The 16,073-nt window shown below is 58.4% G+C and carries 16 protein-coding genes; all 16 read left to right on the top strand.

Annotated features, from left to right (window positions below):
• Nucleotides 1-29: 29 nt before the first annotated feature.
• The 16 genes from JYE50_RS09400 to JYE50_RS09325 all read left to right on the top strand — a co-directional run bounded on the left by JYE50_RS09400 (nt 30) and on the right by JYE50_RS09325 (nt 16,070).
• Complete coding sequence (locus JYE50_RS09400) at nt 30-1,328, top strand: ABC transporter permease (protein ID WP_084095281.1); 1,299 nt, start codon at nt 30-32, stop codon at nt 1,326-1,328.
• A 120-nt stretch (nt 1,329-1,448) separates the two neighbouring features.
• A complete protein-coding gene (locus tag JYE50_RS09395) occupies nt 1,449-2,909 on the top strand; it encodes an FtsX-like permease family protein (protein WP_084095280.1) in 1,461 nt (486 codons plus the stop codon).
• A gap of 127 nt (nt 2,910-3,036) precedes the next feature.
• A complete protein-coding gene (locus JYE50_RS09390; protein WP_143763573.1) occupies nt 3,037-3,744 on the top strand; it encodes an ABC transporter ATP-binding protein in 708 nt (235 codons plus the stop codon).
• A 43-nt stretch (nt 3,745-3,787) separates the two neighbouring features.
• Nucleotides 3,788-4,183, top strand: a complete 396-nt coding sequence (locus JYE50_RS09385; RefSeq protein WP_084095278.1) for a DUF4418 family protein — start codon at nt 3,788-3,790, stop codon at nt 4,181-4,183.
• Entirely contained in the window at nt 4,180-5,385 is a 1,206-nt protein-coding gene (locus tag JYE50_RS09380; RefSeq protein WP_084095277.1) for an ABC transporter permease, read from the top strand. The genes JYE50_RS09385 and JYE50_RS09380 overlap by 4 nt, the downstream gene beginning before the upstream one ends.
• A 1-nt stretch (nt 5,386) precedes the next feature.
• Complete coding sequence (locus JYE50_RS09375; RefSeq protein ID WP_084095276.1) at nt 5,387-6,094, top strand: ABC transporter ATP-binding protein; 708 nt, start codon at nt 5,387-5,389, stop codon at nt 6,092-6,094.
• Between the two features lie 169 nt (nt 6,095-6,263).
• Entirely contained in the window at nt 6,264-6,863 is a 600-nt protein-coding gene (locus JYE50_RS09370) for a DUF3793 family protein (protein WP_084095275.1), read from the top strand.
• Nucleotides 6,860-7,276, top strand: coding sequence for a flavodoxin (locus JYE50_RS09365; RefSeq protein WP_084095274.1), 417 nt, complete (start codon nt 6,860-6,862; stop codon nt 7,274-7,276). Before JYE50_RS09370 ends, JYE50_RS09365 begins: the two co-directional genes overlap by 4 nt.
• 20 nt (nt 7,277-7,296) lie before the next feature.
• Nucleotides 7,297-8,013 carry a hypothetical protein gene (locus JYE50_RS09360; protein ID WP_084095273.1) on the top strand — a complete coding sequence of 239 codons (717 nt, stop codon included), beginning with the start codon at nt 7,297-7,299 and terminating at the stop codon, nt 8,011-8,013.
• 118 nt (nt 8,014-8,131) lie between these two features.
• On the top strand, nt 8,132-8,923 hold the full coding sequence (locus JYE50_RS09355; RefSeq protein ID WP_084095272.1) for a ZIP family metal transporter: 792 nt from the start codon (nt 8,132-8,134) through the stop codon (nt 8,921-8,923).
• Nucleotides 8,924-8,952: 29 nt separating this feature from the next.
• On the top strand, nt 8,953-9,732 hold the full coding sequence (locus JYE50_RS09350; RefSeq protein WP_084095591.1) for a class I SAM-dependent methyltransferase: 780 nt from the start codon (nt 8,953-8,955) through the stop codon (nt 9,730-9,732).
• A gap of 35 nt (nt 9,733-9,767) precedes the next feature.
• Entirely contained in the window at nt 9,768-11,579 is a 1,812-nt protein-coding gene (locus JYE50_RS09345; protein ID WP_084095271.1) for an ABC transporter ATP-binding protein, read from the top strand.
• Nucleotides 11,580-11,581: 2 nt separating this feature from the next.
• Nucleotides 11,582-13,324 carry an ABC transporter ATP-binding protein gene (locus tag JYE50_RS09340; RefSeq protein WP_084095270.1) on the top strand — a complete coding sequence of 581 codons (1,743 nt, stop codon included), beginning with the start codon at nt 11,582-11,584 and terminating at the stop codon, nt 13,322-13,324.
• Between the two features lie 26 nt (nt 13,325-13,350).
• Nucleotides 13,351-13,854 (top strand): hypothetical protein, encoded by a 504-nt coding sequence (locus JYE50_RS09335; RefSeq protein ID WP_084095269.1) that lies wholly within the window; start codon nt 13,351-13,353, stop codon nt 13,852-13,854.
• A 31-nt stretch (nt 13,855-13,885) separates the two neighbouring features.
• Entirely contained in the window at nt 13,886-15,169 is a 1,284-nt protein-coding gene (locus JYE50_RS09330) for a M26 family metallopeptidase (protein ID WP_084095268.1), read from the top strand.
• A gap of 268 nt (nt 15,170-15,437) precedes the next feature.
• A complete protein-coding gene (locus tag JYE50_RS09325) occupies nt 15,438-16,070 on the top strand; it encodes an L-2-amino-thiazoline-4-carboxylic acid hydrolase (RefSeq protein ID WP_084095267.1) in 633 nt (210 codons plus the stop codon).
• Nucleotides 16,071-16,073 lie beyond the last annotated feature (3 nt).

The following is a 16,073-nucleotide window of genomic DNA, read 5'->3' as shown; positions in this document are numbered from 1 at the left end:
GGGGTGAATCCGGAATGGGAGGAAAAGAAATGCTGTTGCGGATGATTCGCGGCGTCCTGTTCCATCAGAAGGGGAAAATGCTGCTGATCGCGTTCACGATCGCGCTGGGGGCCAGCTTGGCCACGGGCATGCTGAACGTGATGATGGACGTCGGAGACAAGGTTAACCAGGAACTGAAGAATTACGGCGCCAATATCGTGGTGAAACCGAAGGATTCCTCCCTGCTGTCTGACATCTATGACGTGGGAGAAGGCGGCGAGGAGCTGAATACAGCCTGGCTGAACGAAGGGGACCTGGGCAAGATCAAGACGATCTTCTGGGCGTTCAACATTGTGGACTTCGCCCCCTTCCTGGACACCCAGGCCGTACTGCCGGACGGCAGCGCGGTGAAGCTGAACGGAAGCTGGTTCAACCACCATCTGTCCCTCCCGACAGGCGAGGAACTGGACGCCGGCGTGGTCGGCATGCGCTCCTGGTGGGACGTGACGGACGGACGCTGGCTGGATGAAAAGGACGAAAACGCCAACGCGGAGATCATGGCCGGTATGACAGTGGCACAGGCCCAGGGATGGAAAGCGGGAGACACTGTAACGCTGCGGGGCAGCAAGGGTGAAAAGACCGTGACCGTTGCCGGCATCTATGACGCAGGCGGAGACGAGGACGAGCAGATTTTCGGCACGCTGGCCCTGGTGCAGGAACTGACTGACCGGGCAGGCAAGGTGGCCTCGGTGGAGGTTTCCGCCATTACCACGCCGGACAACGAGCTGGCACGCCGGGCGGCACGGAACCCGGCGGCACTTTCCGGCCGGGATTATGAAACCTGGTACTGCACGGCCTATGTGAGCGCGATCTGCTACCAGATCCAGGAAGCTATTCCGGGATCCGTGGCCGCCGCGGTCCGCAAGGTGGCGGAAGGCGAAGGCGCGATCCTGGAGAAAACCCAGCTCCTGATGATCCTGATTACAGCGCTGAGCCTGATCGGCTCCGCCCTGGGCATCAGCAACCTGGTGACAGCCAGCGTGATGGAACGGGCGAAGGAAATCGGCCTGCTGAAGGCCATCGGCGCACGGGATCATTCCATCACGGGCGTTATCATGACGGAAATCCTGGTCACGGCGCTGATCGGCGGCGCGGCAGGATACTTTATGGGCTTCGGATTTGCCCAGCTGATCGGCCGGAGTGTGTTCGGCGCGGCGGTGGAAATGAAACCGGCGGTGGTTCCGATCGTGGCGGGCCTGGTTGCCCTGGTGACGCTGGCGGGCAGCCTGCCGGCAATCCGGACGGTGCTCAGGCTGAAACCGGCCGAAGTGCTTCATGGAGGGAAATGATCCGAATGGTGCCCCGGTGGGGCATTCGTCGCAGACGAAAGAGAGGTGAATTTCTCAATCGAAACGAGCGGGGGGCTGAAGCGAAAGCGAGGCCCGCGGGGACGATTGAGATTGCGGGAAATGACAAGACGCAGAATGTTCCTGAGAATGATCACTGCCTCGCTGCTCCGGCGGCGCAGCCGGATGCTGATCGCGCTGCTGTCCATCGGCATCGGCGCGACAATCCTGGCAGGCCTGGTGACAATATATGTGGACGTACCCCGGCAGATGGGAGCCCAGTTCCGTTCCTTCGGCGCGAATATGCTGCTGCTTTCCGATGAGGGAAAGAGCATGACGAAGGATCAGCTGGACGGAGCCCTGGAAAAGATTGACGCGGAACAGCTGGTTGGCGCGGCTCCTTACCGCTACGTGCGGGTGGACATGACCACGCGCCAGCAGTCCTTTACAGCGGCAGGTACGGATTTCAGCCAGATTACGAAAACGAGCCCCTACTTCAGCGTGGACGGCCGGTATCCGGAAAAGACCCGGGAGGTGCTGGTAGGCAAGGAGATTGCGGAAACCATCGGCGCGCGGATCGGATCGGACATGGAACTGACCTGGCAGCCGTCTGCCGGCGAAATGACCGGCGATCCGGCCGAAGACCGGAAACCCGGCGCGGTGCTGACCGGAAGTGCGGAGGGCTGGAGCGGCGGCAAGGTCTACGTGACCGCCCGGCTGGACAATGAGTCCCGGATTGCCTCCCTGACCATTGACGCGGGAACCCAGACGCCGGAGATCGGCGGGCTGGCACAGACGGACGAAGCCTTCAATGCCCAGTTTATCGGGAAGGCACTGCCGCTGAACCTGGGCGGGGACGTGGATGCGCTCAGCGGTGCCACGGTGACCTCCACGGCGGTGGTGGACGCCCTGAACACAGCCCGGAATGCGGAAAGCAGTGTAACGGCACGGACGGTGAAATGCACGGTGTCCGGCATCCTGACCACGGGCGGTGAAGAAGAAGCTTACGTGTTTATGAGCCTGGAGGATATGGCAAACCTGACAGGCGAAGACAAGGTGGACGTGGCGGAACTGAGCGTGAGCGCTTCGGCGGAGGAGCTGGAAGCCTATACAGAAAAGATTTCCGCGGAGACGGAGGGCGTCAAAGCCCGGCTGGTCAAGCGGGTGACGCGGTCCGAAACGGCGGTGCTCGGTAAGCTGCAGAGCCTGGTGTTCCTGGTGACCGCAGTGGTATTGGTGCTGACCATGATCTGCGTATCCACCACGATGATGGCGGTTGTGTCCGAAAGGCGTCGTGAGATCGGCCTGCGGAAGGCGCTGGGCGCCTCCGATGGCAGCATCCGGGCAGAGTTCCTGGGTGAGGGTGTGTTCCTGGGCCTGCTGGGCGGGTTGCTGGGCGGCCTGCTGGGCTTCGTGTTTGCCCAGGTGGTGAGCGTGAACGTGTTCGGCTCCTCCATCACCTTCCAGCCGCTGCTGCTGCCTGCGGCGGTGATCGTGTCCATCGCGGTGGCGGCCCTCAGCTGCCTGCAGCCGATCAAGCGCGCGGTGGCCATTGACCCGGCGATTGTGCTGAAAGATGAATAAGATTCATCTTTCAGTACAATGCATAATGCACAATGATGAATGGTCAGACCTGTTTATCAGCAGGCGGTTAAAATAATAATTCTGAATTCTGAATTCTTCATTCTGAATTAACCAAAGGAGAATGGTTATGAGTCTTCTGGAATTAAAAAACATTTCCAAGATTTACGGGGACCTGAAGGCCCTGGATAATGTAAGCATTCATGTGGATAAGGGAGAATGGGTTGCGATCATGGGGCCTTCCGGTTCCGGAAAGAGCACGATGATGAACATCATCGGCTGTATGGATAAGCCGACGCTGGGCGAGGTGCTGCTGGACGGGGTGGACATTGCCCGGGAAAGCAGCAAGAAGCTGACAGATATCCGGCGGGATAAAATCGGACTGATCTTCCAGCAGTTCCATATGGTGAACTACCTGACCGCCGTGGAGAACGTGATGGTCAGCCAGTATTACCACTCCATGCCGGATGAACAGGAAGCCCTGGAAGCCCTGGGCCGGGTCGGCCTGCGGGAACGGGCCCACCACCTGCCCAGCCAGCTGTCCGGCGGCGAACAGCAGCGCGTGTGTGTGGCACGGGCGCTGATCAACCATCCGGAGCTGATCCTGGCGGACGAACCTACCGGAAACCTGGATGAAGCCAATGAGAACATCGTGCTGGACCTGTTTGCCCGCCTGCACGCGGAGGGAACGACCCTGATTGTGGTTACACATGACCCGGAGGTTGCGGAAGCAGCCCAGCGGACCATTGTGCTGGAGCACGGCAAGGTGGCGCGGGAGGTCATCAACGAAAACTTTGAAGCGCAGCAGAAGGAATGGGCGCAAAAACACCGGAGCTGAGGCTGCGGACGCCCCTGCTGAAAAATGAACGAGAGGTATAGAGATGAAAAAGAATCTTTTTGCGATCCTGCTCCTGGTGCTTGCCGCAATCATAGCCACGGGATCCGTGACAGTGCTCGGCCCCTGCGTCCATGAGGACGGGAGCAAAGGCCCCTGCGCAGACGCGGGAAGAGCCCTGCTGATCGACGGATGCGTGACAGCTGTTCTCGCAATCCTGATTATGCTGCTGAAAAGACGCGGCGTCCGGCTGGTGCTGTTCGCGGCAGCCCTGTGCGCCGCGGTCATCGGTATCCTGCTGCCGGGCGTGCTGATGCCCCTGTGCAAAATGGACACAATGCACTGCCGCGCGGTAATGCAGCCCTCCATGATTATTCTTTCCGGAGCGGCGGCAGTATCGGCACTGATCGGGATCATTACAGAACGGAGCAGGAAAGCATGAAACGTTTTTCACCGGTGTTCCGGAACCTGACCAGGAAGCCCGGACGGACAACGGCCCTGATCCTGCTGACGGCCTTCCTGTCACTGTCGCTGTTTGCCGGCACGATGGTAGTTTCCTCCCTGCGCAGGGGACTCAGCAGCATGGAGAACCGCCTGGGCGCGGATATTATCGTGGTTCCCGCGGAAGCGGAATCCAAATCAAGCCTTAAGAACATGCTGCTTCAGGGAACCATCGGCACCTTCTACATGGACGCTTCGGCGGTGGAGAAGGTACGGGAAACGGAGGGCGTCCAGAAGGCGTCCGCCCAGGTTTTCCTTTCCTCGATGAAGGCGGACTGCTGCTCCGTGAAGGTGCAGATTATCGGCTTTGATCCGGAAAACGACTTTGTGGTGCAGCCCTGGATCGCCGAAAGCCTGAATAGGCCTCTGGGCGACATGGAGATCGTGGTCGGCTGCCGGGTGGCAACGGACGTGGGGGAAATCTTCCGCATCTATGACCAGCGGTGCCTGGTGGCCGCACGGCTGGCGGCGACGGGCACGGGCCTGGATACTGCGGTGTACTGCAACATGAACACCATGCACGCGCTGCTGCGGGCGGCGGAGGAAAAAGGCATCAGCCACAAAATTGACACCGGAAACGACGCGGAAGTGGTTTCCGCTATTTATGTCCGCACCCTGCCCGGAGCGGATGTCGGCCTGGTCAACAACCGGCTGAACGGAAAGATCCGGAAGGCGACCGCCGTCAGGACCACCGGCATGCTCACGGAAGTATCGGACAGCCTGGGCGGCGTGTCCAGGACAGTGGCTGTGCTGATCGCGGCGGTATGGATCCTGGCGCTGGTGATCCTGTTTATCGCTTTTGCCATGATGGTGAACGAGCGGCGACGGGAGCTGGCGGTATACCGCCTGGTGGGCATGAGCCGGAACATGCTGTCCGGCATGATTCTGAAAGAAACAGCCCTGTGCAGCCTGGCAGGGGCAGTCTGCGGCGTGCTGCTGGGGGCGCTGGCGGTTTTCCCTTTCACAACCCTGATTGAAACAAGCCTGAAGCTGCCCTACCTGGCACCGGGCGCGGGAACGGTGGCGGCCTGTGCGGCGCTCGCGATCGCGGTAACGGTGGCTGCCGGATGCGCGGCAAGCCTGCATACAGCTTCAAAGCTGAGCCGGGTGGATCCGGGCAGCACGCTGAGGGAGGGCGCCTGAGATGGAACTGAGAGCGGAAAACATCTCCCGCCGGTATTTCCGGAAACGGGGAGAAGCAAACTTTTTTGAGGCGGTACGCCCGGTGTCCCTGATTCTCCGGGGAGGAGAAATGACCGTGCTGAAGGGCAGGAGCGGATCGGGTAAAACCACGCTGCTGCACATGCTGGCGGGCCTGCTGAATCCCTCAGAGGGAAAGGTGTACCTGGGGGAAACGGACCTGTACGCACTGGAGGACAAAGAACTGTCCCGGCTGCGCAATAAAAAAATCGGCGTGATACCCCAGGGACGCAGCGCTGTGGATACGCTGACGGTTTATGAAAATATCCTGCTGCCGGGTATGCTGTATACCGGTACACCCCGGACGAAAACGGCGGAGTGCTGGATGGAAGCGCTGGGAATTGCCGAACTGCGGGATGCGATGCCGGCAGAGCTTTCCGGGGGCGAACTGCGCCGGATGGCCATCGCGCGGACACTGACCACTGATCCTGACGTGATCCTGGCGGACGAACCTACCGGGGACCTGGACAACGAGAATACGGAGATTGTGCTGAACGCGCTGAAACAGGCGGCAAAAGCAGGGAAAGCGGTGCTGGTCGTCAGCCATGAAGATGACGTGGAGGACTATGCGGATCATGTGATCCGCATGGACGCGGGCTGCTTCATCGGGGACGACTCCAAAATGCAGCAGACAGCGGGAGCGGACGAGTGATTTGTCTGTTTCTGACGCTTCATAAAAAGTTGTTGACAGAAGGAATGTTCTCTGTTATTTTGTATTAGACATGACTAACCTCTTCAAGCTGCTCCCTGGTTTTGGGATGTGCCGGGGAGCAGCTACTTTAATGAATTGAGGTTAGATAAGTCTAACAAAGGAGATGGCGATGTCCGACGAAACCCTGATACGCTACGGTGCCCCGACGCTGGCTGCCATTAAAACAGGCAGTCTTTTCAACTGCCCGTTCAGCAGCAGGGAAGAGATGAACGCGAGCCTGCGGGCGGTGAACAAATGCCTCCTGCAGAAGGGCGTGTGCGTGCTTCCCCTGCGATACAAGGACGGAAAAGCACTGGTTTATCTTTACCGTCCCCTTATGCTGGAACAGGACCTGCGGGATCCGGTGGCCCTGGATATCCTGCGGGAAGCAGGTTATCCGGGAGAAAAGCCCGGGGCCTGCATCGGCTGGCTGATCCGGCGGCTGAAGGAATATGATACTTTTCCGCACGAAATCGGGTTGTTCCTGGGCTATCCCGCTGTAGACGTGCGGGGATTTATCCGGCAGGGAGAATGCAAGTGTACCGGCCTCTGGAAGGTTTATGAAAGCGATGAGGTCCAGGCACAGCGGATTTTCGCCCGGTGCAGGCACTGCACAAAGACATACCTGCAGCGCAAAAAGGAAGGATGGGACCTGTCGAGGCTGGCAATCCAGCCGGGACAGTTTTCATACAGTGAAGCCGAAAGGCTGGAAAGGAAGGAAACTGCATGAGTAAAATCGCGGTGATCTATTGGAGCGGCACCGGCAACACGCAGGCCATGGCTGAAGCGGTTGCGGCTGGCGCAAAGGAAGCCGGCGCGGAAGCGGATCTGCTGACCTGCGCGGATGTGAGCGACATCTCCGCCTACGACGCGGCGGCACTGGGATGCCCGGCTATGGGTGCGGAAGAGCTGGAAGACAGCGAATTCCTGCCGATGCTGGAAAGCATTGAGCCGGCACTGGCCGGAAAGAAAGTCGCACTGTTCGGCTCCTACGGCTGGGGCGACGGTGAATGGATGCGCTCCTGGGAAGCCCGCTGCGCGGACAAAGGCATTACCCTGGCTGTAACCAGCGTAATGGCGAATGAGGCTCCGGATGACGCGGCTGTGACAGCCTGCAAGGAGCTTGGTAAAGCACTGGCATAAATTGAAAGGACAGAAAAACAATGAAAAAAGCAATTTCCCTCGTACTGACACTTTGCCTGCTGATGATGACCGCCGCCTTCGGCGTGGCGGAAACCGCGGACGATTCCGCGGAAGCCCTGGAACTGCTGGAGAACATCAAGGGTACCTACGAACCCCTGTTCCCGGTGATTACTGCCGCTGAATATGATTCCATCTGGCTGGATTCCTGCGTGAAGGCCCTGGGCGAAGAAGCCGGAGCCGAAATGGCCGGGATGATGAAGACCTACTGCGCCGGCACGATCTATGGCCAGGAAGCCGTTGATGCCTTCGGCGATGGTTCCAACGGCGCGCAGTTTGCCTGCGGATTCATCAACGGTGTGGCTACAATCACCTTTGACGGCAAGACCATCAGCGGCGCGGACGAGAGCGGCAAGACTGTGTTCAGCCATGAATACGCCTACGTCAGCAAGCTGTCCCTGTCCGGTGCGATGGAAGGCTATCTGTTCGAGACTGCGGATGAGGACGCGGGCGAATTCAAATACTTCTACATGATGCCCGATACTCCTGCCACCACCTATCATCTTGAGTTCCGCTACGGCAGCAACGTTGATGACCTGGCGAAAATCATGGAAGGCCCCTACGCCTACTGGCTGGCTGCCGGCTTCCCGGTGGATGCGGACGCGGAGCTGATCAACAAAGTGATCACCCTGTATTGCGAAGAAAACCTGGCGGAAGAAGAGAGCGAAAACGCGGCCTGATCCCTGCACAACAAAACACAGGACGCGGTCCGAAAGGATCGCGTCCCTTTTGCTTGACAGGCTGAAATCAACGTGCTATAACAAGTTAGACATAACTAACTAAGGAGGATGTCAAGCAATGAGTGGATGGACTGCTGACGTGATATCCGGTCTGCTGATTCCCTTTGCGGGAACCGCGGCTGGTTCCGCCTGTGTGTTTTTCATGAAGAAAAACTTGAAGCAGAATGTGCAGCGCGCGCTGACCGGATTTGCTGGCGGCGTTATGGTCGCGGCTTCCATATGGAGCCTGCTGATTCCGGCGATGCAGCAGGCTGAAGGAATGGGAAAGTGGGCGTTCCTTCCTGCCGCAGGCGGTTTCTGGATCGGCATTCTGTTTCTCCTTCTGCTGGATAAGGTGATCCCGCACCTGCACATGTTCGCGGAAAAGGCGGAAGGACCGAAAACCCGACTGGCCAGAACCAGCATGATGGTGCTGGCTGTGACGCTGCATAACATTCCGGAAGGAATGGCAGTGGGCGTTGTTTATGCCGGAATGCTTTCCGGTTCCGCGGAAATCACCGCGGGCGGGGCGCTGGCCCTGGCCCTGGGGATCGCAATCCAGAATTTCCCTGAAGGCGCCATCATCTCCATGCCGCTTCGGGCGGAAGGCAAGAGCAAGGGGAAGGCTTTCCTGGACGGGGTGCTGTCCGGCGCTGTGGAACCCATAGGCGCTGTGCTGACGATCCTGGCCGCTTCATTAATCGTGCCGGCTATGCCTTATCTGCTCAGCTTCGCGGCGGGCGCCATGATCTATGTGGTGGTGGAGGAACTGATCCCGGAAATGTCCGCAGGAGAACACTCCAATATCGGTGTACTGATGTTTTCCTTCGGCTTTACGCTGATGATGGCGCTGGACGTGGCGCTCGGATAATGAAAAATGAAAGTGAAAGGAAACCGAAGATGAAACCTGATTATAAGAACTGGATGCCTAAAGGGATGGTCCGGGGATTTAACATTACTTTCCTGGGGCTGTGCGCTGCGCTGGTGATTACGGCACTGCTGGCAGCAGGCACGGTCCGGACCGCGCTGCTGATTGTGTTTGGCGCAGCAACCCTGGCTTTCCTCGGGCTGTCAATCTGGTCGGTGATGATGTACCGGGCTTTTGACTACCACGGAAAGCGCCGGATGTCCCGCCAGATCATTGAGGGAACGGCGGAATACGTCAAGGTGCCAAAGGGCGGAAAATGCCTGGATGTGGGCTGCGGAAGCGGCGCCCTGTCCATTGCCGTGGCCAGGCGGAATCCTGAAGCGTCTGTAATCGGCGTTGACCGCTGGGGAAAGGAATACGCCTCTTTCAGCAAAAAGCTGTGCGAGGACAACGCCCGGGCGGAAGGCGTAAAGAATGTGACCTTCCGGCAGGGTGACGCGACCCGGCTGGAATTCCCGAATGAAACTTTTGACGCTGTCATCAGCAATTATGTTTATCACAACATTCCGGGCGACCGGCAGGCGATCCTGATGGAGACGCTGCGGACGCTGAAGAAGGGCGGAACTTTTGTGATCCATGACATCATGTCCGTTTCCAAATACGGCGACATGAACGCTTTTGTGAAAAAGCTGAAAGACCTTGGATATGAGAAAGCGGAGCTGATTGGCACGACGAACGGCAAATTCATGAAAAAAAGTGAAGCCGGCTGGATGGGCCTGGGCGGATCGGCACTGCTGATCGGGAAAAAGTAAACCATACTCCCGGAAAGGGAAAAGGAGAGGGAATGATGAGCTCAAAACAAGGGAAAAAGCAGAATGATGTGGCGGCACTCCTGAAATACGCGGGCAGCTACCGGAAGCTGACCTGGCTGGGTATGGGGCTTTCCGGTGCGGCCATGGTGCTGGGAATGGTTCCGTATTTCTGTATCTGGCTGGGAATGCGGGACCTGATTGCCGTGGCGCCGGAGTGGACGAGGGCTGCCGGCATTTCCCGGTACGGCTGGCTGGCGTTTGCCGCCATGGTGGGCGGCATTCTGGTGTATTTCGCGGCGCTGATGTGCACCCACCTGGCGGCCTTCCGCACGGCAAGCAATATCCGGAAACAGGGCATGGCGCACCTGATGAAGGCGCCGCTGGGCTTTTTTGATTCCAACGCGTCCGGCCTGCTCCGGAACCGCCTGGACGGGGCGGCTGCGGAGACAGAGACGCTGCTGGCCCACAACCTGGCGGATATCGTCGGCACGATAGCCATGTTTGTTTCCATGCTGGTGCTGATGTTTGTTTTCGACTGGCGCATGGGCGGCGCGTGCCTGCTGGCGGCAGTGATTTCCATCGCGGCCATGTCCCGCATGATGGGCGGAAAGAACGCGAAGATGATCGCGGATTACCAGAAAGCTCAGGATTACATCAGCAAGGCCGGTACGGAGTACGTGCGGGGTATTCCCGTGGTGAAGATTTTCCAGCAGACGGTTTATTCCTTCAGGGCCTTCCGGCAGGCCATCGAGGATTACAGCAAAAAGGCGGAGGATTTTTCCTGCGGCGCGTGCAGCAAGCCCCAGGCCGCGAACCTGACCTTTACGGAGGCGGCGTTCGCCTTCCTGGTTCCCGCGGCACTGCTGATTGCCCCTTCCGCCCTGAAAAGCGGAAACTTCGCGGACTTTGTGACGAACTTTGCCTTTTATGCGGTTTTCTCCGCCATTATCTCCACGGCGCTTGCGCGGATCATGTTCATGGCCAGCGGTATGATGCAGGCCACCAACGCGCTTGCGCGGATCAATGAGGTGATGGGCGCTCCTGTACTGACCGTTCCGGCCAGCCCGAAGAACCCGAAGGATAATACCGTGGAATTCAAAGACGTTTCCTTTACCTATGACGGGGCGGAACTGCCGGCACTGTCCCACGTTTCCTTTCGGGTGGAACCCGGACAGACGGTGGCGCTGGTAGGCCCGTCCGGCGGCGGTAAAACCACAGCCGCCAGCCTTATTCCCCGCTTCTGGGACGTAACCGGCGGCGCGGTGGAGGTCGGCGGCGTGGACGTGCGGAAGATGGATCCCCACGTGCTGATGGACCAGGTGGCATTTGTGTTCCAGAACAACCGGCTGTTCAAGACCTCCATCCTGGAGAACGTCCGGGCTTCCCGGCCGGAGGCTACCCGTGAAGAAGCCATGGCTGCGCTGAAAGCTGCCCAGTGTGATGATATCATTGCCAAACTGCCGCAGGGTGTGGATACGATGATCGGTTCGGAAGGCACCTATCTTTCCGGCGGAGAACAGCAGCGCGTGGCGCTGGCCCGGGCGATCCTCAAGGATGCGCCGATTGTGGTGCTGGATGAGGCGACAGCCTTTGCCGATCCGGAGAATGAGGTGCTGATCCAGAAGGCGTTTGCCACCCTGACCAAAGGACGGACGGTGATTATGATCGCCCACAGGCTTTCCACGGTAGTGAACGCGGACAGGATCATCGTACTGAACGAAGGACAGGCTGTGGAAAGCGGTACCCATGCCGAACTGGTCAAAGCCGGCGGCCTGTATGCCCGGATGTGGGCGGACTACAACCAGGCGGCCGCGTGGCGGATTACGACCGAAGGGGAGGCGAAATGAACATGTTCTGGAAGAATGTACAGCGGAAATACGCACTGACGGACAACGGTATCAGGAATATCAAAAAAGGAACGGCCTGGACGGTGGTTGTGAACCTGATCGTGATCTCCGGCATGAGCATTCTTTACCTGCTGATGACCGGCTTTATGAATACGCTGACAAAAGAAACTCCGCTTCCGAACGCGCTGCTGTTTACCGGCGTTACGGCGGTTTTCCTGCTGATTTCCTACCTGGCGCACCTGCAGCAGTACAAAGCAACCTACGGCCTGGTATACGGCGAGGTGAAAAGCGCGCGGATCGGCCTGGCGGAACGCCTGCGCCGGCTGCCTTTGGGATATTTCGGAAAGAGGGATCTGGCGGACCTGACGGAGACCCTGATGGGGGATGTGAACCGGCTGGAGCACGTGTGGTCCCACTGCCTGAGCTACCTTTACGGCTCCTGGATTTCCACAACGGTGATCGCAGTGGGGATGCTGATCTACAACTGGAAAATGGCGCTTGCCTGCCTGTGGGGTGTGCCGGTCGCCTTCCTCCTGCTCTTCGGCAGCCGGAAGGTACACAAAGCCCAGTCTGCAAACCATAAGAAGGCCGCTGTGCAGGTGGCTGACGGTATCCAGGAAACTCTGGAGAACATCCGGGAAATCCGGGCAACCAACCGGGAAGAGCGTTTTCTGGAGGAACTGAACGGAAAGATCGACCGGAGCGAAAAGGTCCAGATCAAGGGCGAACTGACCATCGGGATCTTTGTTAACCTGGCCGGTGTCATTATGCGTCTGGGCGTGGCGACCACCATCCTGACCGGTACGGGGATGATCCTTTCCGGACAGATTGACTTCATGCAGCTGTTCATGTTCCTGCTGGCCATTACCCGGATTTACGCGCCTTTTGACCAGGCACTGGCGCTGATTGCTGAGATGTTTGTGTCCCAGGTGTCCGCGAACAGGCTGCAGGAGGTGCACGATACCCCGACAGCGGAAGGTACGGAAGTGTTCATGCCCGGGGGTCACGATATCGAATTCCGCAACGTCAGCTTCGCCTATGACAACCAGGAGGTGCTCAGCGGCGTCAGCTTTACCGCCAGGGAGGGAGAGGTTACGGCGCTGGTCGGTCCTTCCGGCTCCGGCAAGAGCACCTGCGCCCGGCTGGCGGCCCGGCTGTGGGATGCTGACAGGGGAGAAATCCTGGTGGGCGGCGTTGACATTGGAGGCATTGATCCGGAAGTGCTGCTGAGCGATTATTCCATGGTGTTCCAGGATGTAGTGCTGTTTGACGACACCGTGATGGAAAACATCCGGCTGGGCAAATACGGCGCCACGGACGAAGAAGTACTGGCAGCGGCGAAGGCGGCCAACTGTGACGAGTTTGTGGACAAACTGCCCAACGGCTATGCCACGCCGATCGGTGAAAACGGCGCCAAGCTTTCCGGCGGTGAACGCCAGCGGATCTCCATTGCCCGGGCACTGCTGAAGAACGCGCCCATCGTCCTGCTGGACGAGGCGACAGCCTCCCTGGACGTGGAGAATGAAACAAAGGTGCAGGGTGCCCTGTCCCGCCTGCTGATGGGAAAGACGGTACTGGTGATCGCCCACCGGATGCGCACGGTAGAAGCTGCGGATAAAATTGTGGTGCTTTCTGACGGCAGGGTGGCCGAGGAAGGCAGCCCCGCAGAACTGCTGAAGAAGGAAGACGGCCTGTTCCGCCGTATGACCCGGCTGCAGACAGCCGGTGCGGAATGGAGCATCTGACCGGACCGGCAAGGAGGGAATAGAGAATGAACTGGCCCCGGATTATCCTGGACGGGCTTACGATGGCCGCGGTTTTCAACGCGGTGGCGCTGCTGGGCTTCCTGGTGGTTCCCCAGGCTTACAGCACCATGTTTCCCAAAGACATTAAAGAAGCAGCCGCGCCCTATGTGGAAAAGAAGGACGTGCGGATTATGAAATGGATCCTGCACCCGCTGTATATCCTGCTGGTGCTCTTCTGGGGGATCAGCGCGCGGATGGCGGGCATGACCGGTTTCTGGCCGCTGTTCTGGGCGGGGTATGTGGAGATGACCCTGGTGAGCGTTACCGACTTCATCATCCTGGACTGCATCCTGCCGCCGAGGATCACCCATATGATCAAAGGCGCGGAGGGCTGCAGGGGCTGGGAACGGAAGGAATGGCTGAAAACGCTGGCCATTCCGGAACACGGACTGATGTGGACCCTGGTGATGTGTCCCCTGGCGGGACTGTTCGTAGCGGGTATCGGCCTTCTGACCGGGCTGCTCTGCTGAAGATATTTAAGCAAAAGGAGAGAATATTCTGATGAAAAAACTGTTGAGTCTGATGACCGCCCTGGCCTTGGCCCTGAGCCTGGCCGCAGGTGGCGCGGCGGAAGCCGCTGAAAAAACGGCAGTCAAAGAGATTGCCACAGCTGAAGACCTGATCGCGGTGAACAACGACCTGGCGGGCAGCTACGTACTGACCGCGGATATCGATCTATCCGGCTATGAAAACTTCCCCATGATCGGCGTTTATATGATGGACGAAAAGAGCGAGGAAGGCGAGGATCCGGTAGCGGAATATGCCTTTACAGGAAGCTTTGACGGAAACGGCCATACAATTTCCAACCTGACGATTGACGCCACCGAAGACGGGGCGCACTTCTTCGGCGTCGGCTTGTTCCCCTGCGTGGGCGAAGGCGGCACGGTGAAGAACCTGACGGTGAAGGATATCCGGGTGAAGGGCAACATGCTGGTCGGCGGCGTGATCGGATACGCATTCCGCTGCACAATTGACAACGTGCACCTGACCGCGGCGGACCGCAACAACGTGGAAAGCACCATGGTGATGGCCGGCGGACTGATCGGCGGCCTGACCTGCTCCGCCTGTGTGAACTGCAGCGTGGAAAACACCGACATCACAGCAGCACCCGGCGGCAACTCCGGCATTTTCGGCGGCGGATTCTCCAAGCCTGCGCTGGAGAACTGCACAGTCCGTAATTCCACGATCACCGCGGTGCTTGGTGAGGTTCCGGCTTTCGATATGACGGAAGGCGCCTGGATCGGCGGCCTGTCCGGCTGCGTCAATCTGGATGATTACAATCCCGATGAATGGTATGTGAAGAACTGCGCTGTGACCGACAGCAAAATCACCGTCAGCGGCAAGGGATCATATGTCGGCGGCCTGACCGGCGCCTGCGGCAACGTGCTGGCCGAACCGGACGCGAAACGGATGCAGATCTGCGGCTGCGCAGTGGAAAATGTGGAAATCAGCATTATGGACGGCATTCCTTTTGTCGGCGGCTTCGTCGGCGGCGGATTCTCCGAGGGAGGTACACCCCAGAGTTTCCTGATTGACGGCTGCAAGGCTGTGAATGTGAAGATTAACACAGACGCGGAAAACCCGGCTGAAAAAGCTACGGGTCTCCTGATCGGCCAGGCAGTCGGCAGCCAGTTCATAGGCGCCGACGGCAAAATCCTGGATATTACGGAATCCGGAATCGCAGCGGACTGCATCAACAGTACCGCGGATGTGAAGATTTACCTGGCAGACGGCTCCGAATACGCCGACGCGAAAACCGTGGCCCAGGTTCCTGAAATGAAGTAAGCAAAATCCTGCATGACCGGGAGGAGTGCCGCCTGTGACGGGCGGCACTCTTTCTTTTTCCTGAAATTCTCCTTTTTCTGTGCGGAAGCCCCTTCCTTTTCCGCGGAAAGAGTGCTATACTCCTATGACGTTAGCAAGAACTAACAAACAAAAGGTAAAGATTGCCAGAAACTGACAATAAAGCAGGAACCGGTTACGAAAGACGGATATAGACTTATATAACAAACAAGACCGGAAAAAGAGCGGAACAGAAAGAGGCGCGGGGAAAATGAGATACGCGGGGATGCCGGCAGGCATGTGGATGCTGTTCAGGAATTCCTTCCGGAAAAACCTGGGCGATGTGCTGGGGTATGACCGGGAGAGTGCCGGAGAAATAACGGAAAAGGCAAAAAAGGATTACCGGATGCTGATCCGGAAACTGCCGGAATTTGAAAAGGGCGACCGGTTCAAAATGAACATTGTGAACTGCGCTGTGTTTTCAGCTTTCTGCCTGCACATCAGGCCCAGGCCTTCGGTGGAACAGATGACGGAGTTTTACAACCGGTCCATGATGATTCCCGCCATGCGCTTTTTCTGCCGGCTTACCGGCAAAAAAAAGTTCAGCACGAAGGATATTGAGGAAATGAAGAAAACGGAAGCACTGCGGGCGGCGGACCGGAATCCCTATTCCTGGAACATGATGTACATTCCGTATAAAGACGGCTCCGGGTACGAGGCCAGGTTCTTCCGGTGCGGGATCTGCCGGCTGATGAAGGAACTGAACCTTTATGAATACGTTCCGGCCATGTGCAGGCTGGACTACACCATGGCAGAAGCGAGCGGAGCAAGCCGGTTTGTGCGGGAATACACCCTGGCGTCCGGAGGGCCGTACTGCGACTGCGGATATAAGAAACTGAACTGAGGA

The organism is Aristaeella lactis (assembly GCF_018118585.1).
In the GTDB taxonomy this organism is placed as follows: domain Bacteria; phylum Bacillota; class Clostridia; order Christensenellales; family Aristaeellaceae; genus Aristaeella; species Aristaeella lactis.
The sequence above is the reverse complement of the archived record's forward strand: the minus strand, read 5'-3'. Positions and strand labels throughout refer to the sequence as shown.